Here is an 11349-nt window from a genome sequence, read left to right on the forward strand (position 1 = left end):
AATGCGAGACCGCTGGACGGCGCAAACAGAGCAGGCCGAGACCAGGTCAGCCCACGACGGGGCCACCGAGTTCGGAGCCACCGAGTTCCGGTCGGTTCAGAGCAGGGTGCCGAGTCGGGAGTCGACTTCCTCGGCGCTGATGCCGAATTGGGCCAGGTCGTAGCGGTGCGAACGGAGGCGTGCGTCTTCGGCCAGCACGGCCGACATGGCCGGGCGGACCTCGTTGGCCAGGTCCCATCCGAGGTGGCGGTAGATGTCGGCGACGACCGCCAGCGGGTCGGCGGTGAACTCGTCGAATTCGACGTCGTAGAATCTGGCCTGGTCGTGTTTGGCCCGCTCCGTGGCGAATCGCGCAAGAGTGCGAGTGGCGAGTGCGAGCAGGGTAGGGCCGATCACCTCGCCCTGGAAAACTGAGGACATGCCCGCGGCAAGCTTGCTCGCCATGCTGCACGCCGATCCCAGTACCGTACTAGCGGGTCTGCGGTGGGTCTGGATCACCATTGCGTCGGGGTAGGTCGCCAGCAGGGCATCCAGACAGGGCATGTGACTGGAGGACTTGAGTACCCAGCGTCGCCCGGGGTCATGCAGCCCGATCAGTTGGAGGTTGCGGCGATGCCGCCGGTACGCTTCGGTCGAGTCCCGGCCTGCCAGCCACGCGGAGTACGTCGGCACGTACCCGGTGAACTCGAAATACGGCGAGACCATCGACTGGCGGGTCAACAGCCAGCACTCCTCGACCTCGCCGGCTTTGCGATTGTGGATGCCCAGGTAGCCGGGATGTTGCTCGACAAACTTGTCGACGCCCCCCTGGACCATCTGGAAGATCGGGTTGGTAGGCCAGGTCGAGCGTGCGGGCCGGGGCTGGGGAGCGTAGCCCAGCCACAGTTCGAGCCCTTGGTTGGCCGAGTCGGCGGTGAGTAGCCGGTGCAGGGTGGTGGTGCCGGTCCGCGGCATACCGACGATGAACACCGGCCTCTCGATCGGGACCTGGGCGTGCTCGGGATGTCTCTGCCACCCGGCCTCACTGAACAGGCGGGCCATCAGGATGCCGCACAACTCGTCCTGGACCAGCTGGACGCCGTGCGGCGTCAGGCTCGCCTCTTCCTGATAGGAGGCCAGGAGCACCTCGAGCCCTTCCAGATAGTCCGCCGGGCCGAAGTCGGTGAGTCCGGTGAGATCGGATGCCGTGGTGTGTAGCTCCTCGATTGTTTGGATCTTGTCCACTGAGTACGCTCCTCTGGTCCGTCAGCAGACGGCTTCAACAAATTCTCGAGATACAACGACCGGTTCCTCCCTGAGGGGCAGCAGGTGGAACCGGCCTTTTCGCGGAGCGTACGGAGGGTGTATAGGGGTCTCCGCGGCTGGCCAGCCGGAAAACATCCAGTTTCCCAGGCCGGCTCTGGACGCCGTGCCCGATGCCGCTCCTGATTTATCCGCGCCGGCGGGTCCCGGTGCAAGATATGGCCGTCGATCCGGATGACAATGCGAACGTCATGACCGCGTCCCTTCCGCAACTGTCGCGAACGTCCTGGTAGGCCATCGGCGGCACCCGTTCGCCGGGTGCGGCAGTCTGGGCAGCTGAACATGCCGGCGAAATACTGGTCTCCACTGACTTCGAGCCAATCATAGCCGATACGAGTGGGTGATCGACGTTCTGCGCCCGGGGCCAGCCATCGACAATTGAGATCGGCTGATACGAACATCAGAGCCAGCACGGCCGTGGGTTGATACCCCGCTGCTTCGGGCCCATACTTCCTGCCTCGCGGCAACCGAGGTCGCCACGGTCGCATCACGCCACCCATCCCCCGCCGTTGACAACCTGATGGCCGCGCCTGAAGTGACAACGGCGGGCCCGGCCAGGCGCGTGGATGTCCGGGCATAGAACGGCGGGTAACATTTTATCGCGAACGGGTTACGGCTATAGGTCAGCGCGGACTTGCTGGCCGCGTAAACGCTGCCACCCGGCTCGGGGATCCGGTCGGCGGCGTTACTGCCGATGGTGATGATCCGACCGCCCGCTGGTCATGGATCGGCACCTACTGGACGCTGACGGTGGCGCGGTGGTGGCGCGGTTCCTCGATCTCGTCGAGCAGCGCGATCGCGAAGTCCGCGTACCCGATCCGGCTGGCCGGGTCGCCGTGCTCGGCGACCCGGTACCGGCCGGTGCGCGCCCCGTCGTGGTCGAAGTCCCCAGCGGGAGCGACGTACACCCAGTCGAGTTCGCAGGCGCGCAGCACGTCGAGGCCCGCCGCGTGGCCGAGGAAGAAGGAACGGTACTCGTTCGGGTAGCCGGGCTCGTCCATCAACGCGGCGCCAGATGCCCCCGGCAGGATCGAGGAGAGGCCGACGACCACCAGGCGGCGCACGCCCGCCCTGGCCAGCCCGGTGGCCAAGGCGCGGGACGACGCGGTGAAGAAGTCGTGCGCCGGCGTGGACAGGTCGACCGCGGCGCTGATCGCCGCGTCCTGTCCGGCCGCCGCACGCTCGACACTTACCGCATCAGTGACATCACCCGCAACCACCCGGGCGTCGGACGGCAGGTCGCCATGACGTGCGGGGTCGCGCATCACGGCGGTGACCCGGTGGCCGCGGCGACCTGCTTCGGCGAGAACCTGCCGCCCCGCACGCCCGCCCGCGCCGAACACCACAATGTTCACGGCAACCCCTCTCCCCGTATGCCGGTGCCCTTGCGCCTGCCGGTGCGCGGACGCTATCGGGGATGGCGGTTACCGCGGGGATACCGGCTGGCTGGCTATCGTGAAGCGGTGAGGAAGCCCCTGCCCGCCGACATGTTCGACGAGCTGTGCCCGTCCTCGCTCAACCCGATCCGCTTCGGCGACAAGTGGGCAGCGCTCATCATCCGCTGCCTTGAGGACGGGCCGCGCCGGTTCTCCGAGCTGCGCGTGCCGCTGAGCCGGGTCACTCCCAAGGTGCTCACCCAGTCGCTGCGTTCCCTTGAACGGGACGGCCTGATCACCCGCACCGTCCTGGATGCCAGGGCCACCGCCCATGTCGAGTACGAGCTGACCGCGCTGGGCCGCAGCATGCTGGAGCCGATGGCGGTCGCCTGCGCCTGGGTCGCCGAGCACTGGGACCAGCTCCTCGACGCCCGCGAGGCGTATGACCGCGCCCTCCGCCTCGACCGCGCCGGATGAGGCGGCGTGGCTATCGCCGACGCGCCGCACAGTTCTGGACACATACCGAAACGTGCGGAGCGACGCCGATCCAGCCGAGCGAGACCCACAGCGTGACCGCTACCTCGGCCGTTTCCAGTTCGACACCGGGACCCTCGCCATCTTCGACCAGCGCCCCGACGTCCCCCGCCATCGGCGAACGCACCGGCGTCACCACGACCGCCGGTCCCGCCGGCCGCGCGATCACTCTGCTTCGCGGGTGACGTGCCTGCCCGCATCGTGCATACGGGCGGGCACGGGGCGGACCGGGCAGGCCGTCGGTACCGGAGGCGGCTCCGGCCGGTGGCGGCGCCTGTGTCCCGCCCGCGCGGCCGGTCGAAGGCCGGTGAAACCGGCGTGCAGGGGCGGTGATACCGCCGTTGTCTAGCGTTCTGGCCAGCTCATCCGACGCCTCCCTCGACCCGACGCCCCCGTTGTCGATCCCCCGTTGTCGCGACACCCCACGGAAGGAAGACGGATGACAGCCATGCCCGCGGTCCAGGCCGGTGGTCTGGTCAAGAGATTCGGCGATTTTCACGCCGTCGACCACATCGATCTCGAGGTGCACCACGGCGAGATCTTCGGCGTGCTCGGGCCCAACGGCGCCGGCAAGACGACGATGCTGAAGATGCTGGCCACGCTGTTGGCGATCGACGACGGCCGGGCCGAGATCTTCGGCGTCGACGTCGCCGCCCAGCCGCACCGGGTCCGTCAGCTCATCGGCGTGACCGGCCAGTACGCCTCCGTGGACGAGGACCTCACCGCCACCGAGAACCTGTGGCTGTTCGGCCGGCTCCAGGGCCTGCGCTCGGCTGACGCGCGCGCCACCGCGCGCCGGCTGCTGGAGCAGTTCGGTCTCGAGGAGGCCGCCGAACGACAGATCTCGGCGTTCTCCGGCGGGATGCGCCGCCGCCTCGATCTTGCCGCGTCCCTCATCACCCGGCCACCGTTGATCTTCCTGGACGAGCCGACGACCGGCCTCGACCCGCGTACCCGCGGCCAGATGTGGGACACCATCCGCGAGCTCGTCAACGACGGCTGCACCGTCCTGCTCACCACGCAGTACCTGGACGAGGCCGACCAGCTCGCCGACCGGGTCTGCGTGATCGACCACGGGCGCAAGGTCGCCGAGGGCACGCCGGACGAGCTCAAGACCCAGGTCGGCGACTCGACGCTGCAGCTTCAGCTCGCCCCCGGCGCTGACCAGGAGCGCGCCCGCGAGGTGGTGCTGCGGGTGCTCGGCGAGGAGCCGGTCACCACGCCCGAGTCCGGCCGGCTCAACGTCCCGCTCGACGTCGCCGACCGGGCCGCCGACGTGCTGATCGCGCTGCGCGGGGCCGCCGTCGCGATCGCCTCGGTCAGTGTCGCCAAACCGACCCTCGACGAGGTCTTCTTCGCCCTCACCGGCCACGGCGCCGGTCCCGGCCACGGCGGCCCGGGCGACGCCGGCGACCCGGGCGACGCCGGCGACCCGCAGACCGCCGGCGGCCCGACCGGAGCGGTACCCGACCAGGACGCGACCGGCCCCGACGACCACGCCACGGAGGTAACTCGATGAACACCGTTCTCGCCGGGCCGTCGGCCGGGCCGGCCGCAGGCGCGCCGCGGCCGGCCTCGGCCGTCGACCCGGCAGCCGCCGTTGCCCGTACCCGGGCCCGCGCCGGGGTGGGGGACACCCTTACCCAGAGCTTCGCGATGGCCTGGCGAGCGCTGAAGAAGATGCGCCGCAACCCGGAACAGTTCTTCGACGTGGCGCTCCAGCCGCTGCTGTTCACCGCGATGTTCGCCTACGTGTTCGGCGGCGCGATCTCCGGCGACGTCCACAGCTACCTGCCGCTGCTCATCCCCGGCATCGTCGCCCAGACCGTGCTCACCACCTGCATGGCCACCGGTACGCAGCTGCGGGAGGACATGGACAAGGGGGTCTTCGACCGGTTCCGGTCCCTGCCGATGTCCCGGATCGCGCCGCTGGCCGGGCCGATGATCGCCGACCTGGTCCGCTACCTGATCGCGGCGAGCCTGACCTACCTGATGGGCCTGATCCTCGGCTACCGGCCCGGCGGCGGCGTGCCCGGCGTGCTCGGCGCGATCGTGCTCGCGGTCCTGACCGGCTGGGCGATCGCGTGGGCGTTCACCTGGATCGGCACGGTCGCCCGCAGCGCCCGCAGCGTGCAGGGAATCTCGATGATGATCCTGTTTCCGCTGACCTTCCTGTCCAACGCGTTCGTGCCGGCGAAGACGCTGCCGGGCTGGCTGGAGACCTTCACCAGGGTCAATCCGGTGTCACACCTGGTCTCCGCCACGCGGGACCTGGCCAACAACGGCGTGCTCACCGGGCAGGTCGGCTGGACGCTGCTCACCGGTCTCGCCGTGATCGTGATCTTCCTGCCGATGTCGGTCGTCAGCTACAAGCGGCACCTGTAGCCCGTGCCCCGGCGATGCCCCGTCGCGGCCCGGTGGTAGATCGGCCAGCCGCTCGGCCAGCCGTTCGACGAGGATGCACGCCTCGTCGAACAGCTGTGCCGGGCGCCGGGCCTCGGCGTCCGACCGGGCTGCCGGGAGTGCGCCGGGTGCCCGGCGCTCGGCGAGCGCCTCGACCCGGGCCCACCCCAGCGACGGGATCGTCGCGATGTAGGAGAAACGCTTCGCCAGCGCGAGCAGCTGGACCGCCTCCCGCACTGTCATCCCGGCCGGCATCCCGGCCGGCCGGCCGTCGCGAAGGCCCCAGACGCCGAACGCGAACAGCAGCGTCCCGCACGCCGGATAGTCGATCGTGGCCCGGCTGCGTCGCAACGCGTCGGCATACCGGACGAGACTGGCGCGAAACAGGTCGTGGCCGGTGGCGAGGTCGTCGGCGCTGGCCGCGTGCCAGGCGAAGGCGGCGAGCGCCACCGCGTCGCCGGCCAGCACCCAGGGCTCGACGCCGGTCGTTGCGACGCCGGGCCATCGCAACGCCCGCATCCCCGCTGCCGCGTCCAGATGCTGGCGCAGGCCCACAGCCGTGTCGCCGCGCACGATCGCGAGCTCGGCCCGGCCGATCGCCGCCATCATCGGGCCGCCGTACACGGCCCCGTCCGACGGGTCGATCTGGGCGAGATACTCCTCGGCCGCGTCGAGCCGGCCGCCGTTGACGGCGTCGAACGCCAGCAGCACCCGCAGCTGTGCGACGTCGTCGCGGGCACCGAGCCGTTCCAGGACCGGCAGGGCCGCCTGGGCGTGGGAACGGGCGACGGCGAAATCTCCGCGCCGCATCGTCAGCTCGGCCAGCCGGGTGTGCACCATGGCCGTCAGCCACGGCCCTTCCCGCGGTGTGGCCAGGGCCAGCGTCTGCTCGGCGGCTGCCGCCGAGGCCAGTGCCTCACCGGCGTTCTCGTGCAGATGGGCCAGCCACACCAGACAGACCAGGCGCAGGTGCCGGTCGGCGCCGTCCGCCAGCCGCACGAGCTGTGTCTCGGTGTCCGTGGGCTGCGCCGGGTCGAGGGCGAGCAGCACCCGCGCCGTGTTGGCCAGCCACGGGTCGCCCGCAGCCTCGGGGCCGAGCCGCTCCAGCAGCTCGCGGATCGGCGCCGGGAGAAGCCCGTCCCCCACGAAGATCGCGACCGTCGCCATCGCGGTCCCGGCAGCCACGGCCGCCTGAGCCGCGGCGGGCTGCGGTGTCCAGCCGGACAGCATCGCGGTGACCGCGTCGATCAGCACCGACATCCGGAGGTGCTCGCCGCGGATCGCCCAGAACATACCGAGCACCGCCAGCAGCCGCACGACCGTCTCGGTGTCGCCGTCGGCCACCGCGTCACGCAACTCGTCGGCGAGGTTCGTCTCCTCGGCCGCGATCGCGTCGATCGCCGCGAACTGCCGCTCCGTGACCAGACCCACGCCGTGCCGGGTGGCGTAGCCGACCGCCCAGTCCCGCTGGGCCCGTCGCGCCGCGACCTGCTCGCCGGATTCGGCCAGCCGCAGCCGGCCGAACTCCCGGACCGTCTCCAACATCCGATAACGCACTCCGCCGGCCGGCTCGCGCACGCTCAGCAACGACTGTTCGACGAGGTTCTGCACCGCGTCGACCGCGTTGACGGGATCGGAACCCGCTGCCTCGTCGGCGGGGCCGGGGGCGGCGAGGATCTCCTCCGCCGCCTCCAGGGTAAAACCGTCCGGGAACAGCGCCAGCCGGCGCAGCGAGCGCCGTTCCGGCTCCGCCAGCAGGTTCCACGACCAGTCGATCACGGCGAGCAGCGTGCGGTGGCGGTCCGGGGCGGCGCGGTCTCCGCCGCGCAGCAAGGCGAACCGGTCCGCCAGCCGCCGGTCGACGTCCTCCACCGACATCGCCCGGACCCGAGCCGCCGCCAGCTCGATCGCCAGCGGAAGCCCGTCGAGCCGGTCGACGATCCGGCCGACCACCTCACGGTCGAGCCGGACGGTGGGGCGGGCCGCGGTGGCACGCTGGCTGAACAGCTCGACCGCGTCGGCGCGGACCAGCTCGCCGAGCAGGTAGACCCGCTCGGCACCGATCGCGAGCGGCGCCCGGCTCGTCGTGAGCACCCGCAGGTCGGCGGTGGCCGTGACGAGGAAGGCGACCAGCTCGGCGACCTCGGCGACAAGATGCTCGCAGTTGTCCAACAGCAGCAGGCCCGGCCCCCGCGCCAGTCGCGCGGCGATCCGCGCGCGCAGGTCGGCGCGCTGCGCGGGGGTCAGCACCCGGCGGTCGCCGATCGAGTCGCGGACGCCGAGCGCGGAGCCGACCTCGCCGATCAGGTCCTCGGGCGCCGCCACCCCGACCAGGTGGACGACGTGCACCACCGGCAGCGTGCTGTCCCGGGCGAGCAGATGGGCCAGGCGGGTCTTCCCGAGGCCACCCGGCCCGACGATCGACACCACCCGCGACCGGTCCAGTAACGCCCGCAGCCGCTCGACGTCGTGCTGGCGGCCCAGCAGGGGAGTGGCGTCGTATCGGATCCCGCCCCGGACGGGCCGGTCGAGGGCGAGCAGATCGCGCTGGACCCGGGTGAGTGTCTCCCCGGGGCTGGTCCCCAGCCGTTCCCGCAGGTCCCGGCGGTAGCGCTCGAATCGTCCCAACGCCGCCGCGGGCCCGCGCACCGCGGCCTCGCTGCGTAGCAGGTCGACCAGCAGGTCCTCGTCGTCGGGCTGCTGCGCGTGCGCCGCCTCCAGGAGCCCGAGCGCCTTGGCATGCTCACCTGTACGACTCGTGGCCCGGGCCAACAGCAGTCGGGCCGCCGCCAGGTCGCGGCCGGCCGCCCGGCGCACGCCGGCGAGCGGCCCGGAGCCGTTCACCGGCACCGGCGGCAGCGCCGCGCCGAGGTCCAGCGCAGCGCGGGCCCGCTCGACGGCGGCCCGCGGATCGACAGCGACGAGCTCGGCGGCCTCGGCCACCAGCCGGCCCAGCAGACAGCTGTCGACCTGCGTCGGCAGGAGACCGAGCCGGTAGCCGTCACCGTCGCGCACCACCGCACCGGCACCGCACGCCGCCCTGGTCCGCGAGACGACCACCTGAAGGCCCTTGGCCGGGTTGGCCAACGACCCCTCGCCCCAGATCATCTCGGCCAGCCGCTGCGCCCGCACCGGCCGGCCGGGCTCGGATGCCAGCGCCGCCAGCAACGCCCGGGGGCGGTCGCCCATCACCGGGGTGCCCTCCCAGCGCACCCCGTCCAGGAGCATGAGGCTCACGACCACTCTGATCAGTCTAGAACGGCAGCCAGGAACGATCCGTACGTCCCCAGGAGCGTTGCCAGGGCCGGTTCCGCGGTCGAGCGACATGGTCCGGGCGACGGCATGGTCCGGGCGACGGCATGGTCCGGGCGACGGCATGGTCCGGGGCTGGTTCGTTCGGGCCGCCCGCCGAGCACATCGCCATGACGAACCTCAACGAGGTGAATAAGTGGATCATTCTGCCGTATGGCCGCGGAGTTGATCACCGAACCTGGGGTCGGTCCTTCTCGCTCCGGTCGACATGCGATCCTTGGGGACGAGAGATCAGGACTCCCGCTGAGCGAGGTGATGGGTGGGCAGCCGGAACCGGGAACGACGCAAGGCAAAACAGAAGGCCCGCGCGAACCGTGTCCGCGCCCAGGCGCCGGAGTCCGGGGCAGGGGCCTTCTACCAGGAGGAGCGCGGCCAGCGGGAGATGTTTCGCCGGATCGCCGATCAGCTGGTCGCGGCGGCGCTGAACGCCCAGCTCGCCCGGGATGAGGCGGCACTGGCCGAGTACGTGGAGTTGCTCGTCGCCGCGCCGGGCGGGCCGGCCGGACGCCGAGTTGTCAATCGGTCCCTGGCCGGGTGGTTCGACCGCACCGTCGAGGCCGCCTGGCAGCGCGGCTGGCAGCCGGCTGACGTGCACCGGATCGTGAACCGTCAGGCAGGCCAGCGCCAGGCGCGACTCGCCGTCGACGCCATCGCCGGCCAGATGCGGCAATACGCGGCCGCCACCGTCGACGAGCGGTGGAAGAACCAGCTGTATGATCTTAACGCCGTTCTGTGGTGGGAGGATGACGGCACCTGGCTGGACGCCTGGGGTGACCGGGAGGGCCGGGACCGGGCGGAGGCGCTTGCCGACACCCTTGGTCTGCTCACCCTTCTGCACACCCTTCCCGCGATCGAATCCCTGTGCCCCCCGCCAGGCACCACACGACGCGACCCACCAGGTCGCCCCGCGGGACGCGGCCACGGCCAGGCGGACCCGGGCCACCGGGCCGGAGCCGGCCGGAGCGCCGACCCACGCATCCTCGACAAGGTCCGGGCGCTGCTGGCGAAGGCCGAATCAACCGGGTTCGCGGACGAGGCTGAGGCGCTGACCGCCAAGGCACAGCAGCTCATGGCCCGGCACAGCATCGACGAGGCGCTGCTCGCGGCGCGGGAGGGAACCCGCGACGAGCCGGCCGGCCGCCGGGTCGGCGTCGACAGCCCTTACGAGGCGGCCAAGGCCAGCCTGCTCGACGTGGTCGCCGGTGCAAACCGATGCCGTTCGGTGTGGACAAAGAACCTCGGGTTCGCCACGGTGATCGGTTTCCAGCCTGACCTCGACGCCGTCGAACTGCTGTACACCTCGCTCCTGGTCCAGGCGACCGCGGCGATGATGCAGGCCGGGTCCCGCCACGGGCGGTCCCGCACCCGGTCGTTCCGCCAGTCGTTCCTCGCCTCGTTCGCGGTCCGGATCGGCCAACGCCTGACGGCCGCTACCGAGCAGGCCAGTGAACAGGCCGCGGTCGAGGCGGGCGAGAGCCGGCTGCTGCCTGTGCTCGCCGCCCGTGGCGACGCCGTGAAGGAGGCAGCCGAGACGATGTTCCCGCAGGTCGTCGCCCGGGCGGTGAACGCGACCGACGGCGAGGGGTGGGCGTCCGGCCGGGCCGCCGCTGACCTCGCCTCCCTGCACACCTACGGCGAGGTGACCACCGCCCGGTCCCGATAGCCATGGCGCCGGAGCCGGCCCTCGCCTCACCGGTCACGCGATCATCCTGTTCGGGGCGGGACAGGCCCGCGTGCGGGCGCACCTCGCGCATCCGCTGGGAGTGAAGGGCTTCGCCGTCTCATGTGGGGGGTGGGAGTTTCTTCCGGCAGGTGATCGTGGCGGCCAGAGTGAGGAACCCGAGGAAGTTCCGGCCATCGCGTTCGTAGCGGATGGTCAACCGGCGGTAGCCATCCAGCCAGGAGATCGTTCTCTCGCCTTTCCACCGATGCCGGCCGAGACGTTCGGTGCTGTCCACCGTCGTGTTCACACTGCCCGCCGGAGACGCACCCACCTGGCTGGACGCGCGTCAGGGCTGTTCGCCGCGCGCTGGATCATCGACATACCCGGGGGGAGCTCACTCGTCGAGTTCGTAATCGAACCAAATGTGGTGGGTGTCGTCGGAGTCGATCTCCATGCCGCCGGTGCCGCGGATGCCGGTAAGAGCGTGTCTCGCGTGGCCGCTCCGGGTACATATCGATCATGGATGTGTTGGGGAGCAGCCTTGCCGGGCGGCTGGTCCCGGACGAGTTGNGGGAGCTGGTGGAACCGCTGCTGCCCCGGTTCGAGGCCCGCNGGCAGGGCGGTGGGACTGCCCCGATCGAGGATCGGGCGGTGTTTACCGCGGTGGTCTACGTGCTGACCTCGGGGTGTGCTTGGCGGCATCTGCCGTCCGAGTTCGGGGTGTCGGTACCCACGGCGCACCGTCGGTTCCAGGCGTGG

Annotated in this window: 7 protein-coding genes and 3 pseudogenes; 5 read left to right on the plus strand and 5 right to left on the minus strand. The window is 71.2% G+C overall.

Annotated features, from left to right (window positions below; translation table 11 throughout):
* Positions 1-96: 96 nt before the first annotated feature.
* From BMG523DRAFT_RS11895 to BMG523DRAFT_RS11900, 3 genes and pseudogenes are all read right to left on the minus strand, one after another.
* The gene (locus BMG523DRAFT_RS11895) at positions 97-1224 is read right to left on the minus strand and encodes a sulfotransferase (RefSeq protein ID WP_011436448.1); all 1128 of its coding nucleotides are present in this window, start codon (positions 1222-1224) and stop codon (positions 97-99) included.
* A 702-nt stretch (positions 1225-1926) separates the two neighbouring features.
* Positions 1927-2016 (minus strand): annotated as a pseudogene (locus BMG523DRAFT_RS27350) (oxidoreductase); the annotation flags it as partial.
* A 20-nt stretch (positions 2017-2036) separates the two neighbouring features.
* Positions 2037-2657 (minus strand): NAD(P)-dependent oxidoreductase, encoded by a 621-nt coding sequence (locus BMG523DRAFT_RS11900; protein ID WP_011436449.1) that lies wholly within the window; start codon positions 2655-2657, stop codon positions 2037-2039.
* Positions 2658-2765: 108 nt separating this feature from the next.
* On the opposite strand from BMG523DRAFT_RS11900, the gene BMG523DRAFT_RS11905 reads away from it, so the two are divergent.
* From BMG523DRAFT_RS11905 to BMG523DRAFT_RS23080, 3 genes are all read left to right on the plus strand, one after another.
* On the plus strand, positions 2766-3155 hold the full coding sequence (locus BMG523DRAFT_RS11905) for a helix-turn-helix domain-containing protein (protein WP_011436450.1): 390 nt from the start codon (positions 2766-2768) through the stop codon (positions 3153-3155).
* A gap of 496 nt (positions 3156-3651) precedes the next feature.
* Positions 3652-4731, plus strand: a complete 1080-nt coding sequence (locus BMG523DRAFT_RS11915; protein WP_011436451.1) for a daunorubicin resistance protein DrrA family ABC transporter ATP-binding protein — start codon at positions 3652-3654, stop codon at positions 4729-4731.
* Positions 4728-5597, plus strand: coding sequence for an ABC transporter permease (locus tag BMG523DRAFT_RS23080; protein WP_011436452.1), 870 nt, complete (start codon positions 4728-4730; stop codon positions 5595-5597). The genes BMG523DRAFT_RS11915 and BMG523DRAFT_RS23080 overlap by 4 nt, the downstream gene beginning before the upstream one ends.
* A 1791-nt stretch (positions 5598-7388) precedes the next feature.
* Here BMG523DRAFT_RS23080 and BMG523DRAFT_RS27355 read toward each other — a convergent pair.
* A pseudogene (locus BMG523DRAFT_RS27355) lies at positions 7389-8993 on the minus strand (BTAD domain-containing putative transcriptional regulator); the annotation flags it as partial.
* 193 nt (positions 8994-9186) lie between these two features.
* Between BMG523DRAFT_RS27355 and BMG523DRAFT_RS11925 the strand changes: the two are divergent.
* Positions 9187-10590, plus strand: coding sequence for a DUF2786 domain-containing protein (locus BMG523DRAFT_RS11925; protein ID WP_011436454.1), 1404 nt, complete (start codon positions 9187-9189; stop codon positions 10588-10590).
* Between the two features lie 118 nt (positions 10591-10708).
* Here the strand turns inward: BMG523DRAFT_RS11925 and BMG523DRAFT_RS27360 are convergent.
* Positions 10709-10885 (minus strand): annotated as a pseudogene (locus BMG523DRAFT_RS27360) (IS5/IS1182 family transposase); the annotation flags it as partial.
* 233 nt (positions 10886-11118) lie between these two features.
* Here BMG523DRAFT_RS27360 and BMG523DRAFT_RS11935 point away from each other — a divergent pair.
* On the plus strand, positions 11119-11349 hold a 231-nt coding region (locus tag BMG523DRAFT_RS11935; protein WP_368671102.1), incomplete at its 3' end, for a transposase.

Origin of the sequence: Frankia sp. BMG5.23, assembly GCF_000685765.2 — a bacterium.
Classification (GTDB): domain Bacteria; phylum Actinomycetota; class Actinomycetes; order Frankiales; family Frankiaceae; genus Frankia; species Frankia casuarinae.

What these genes read in the sequence shown, in the direction of transcription:
- BMG523DRAFT_RS11915 (WP_011436451.1), top strand. Translation starts at nt 3,652, where the DNA reads ATGACAGCCATGCCCGCGGTCCAGGCCGGTGGTCTGGTCAAGAGATTC.
- BMG523DRAFT_RS23080 (WP_011436452.1), top strand. Translation starts at nt 4,728, where the DNA reads ATGAACACCGTTCTCGCCGGGCCGTCGGCCGGGCCGGCCGCAGGCGCG.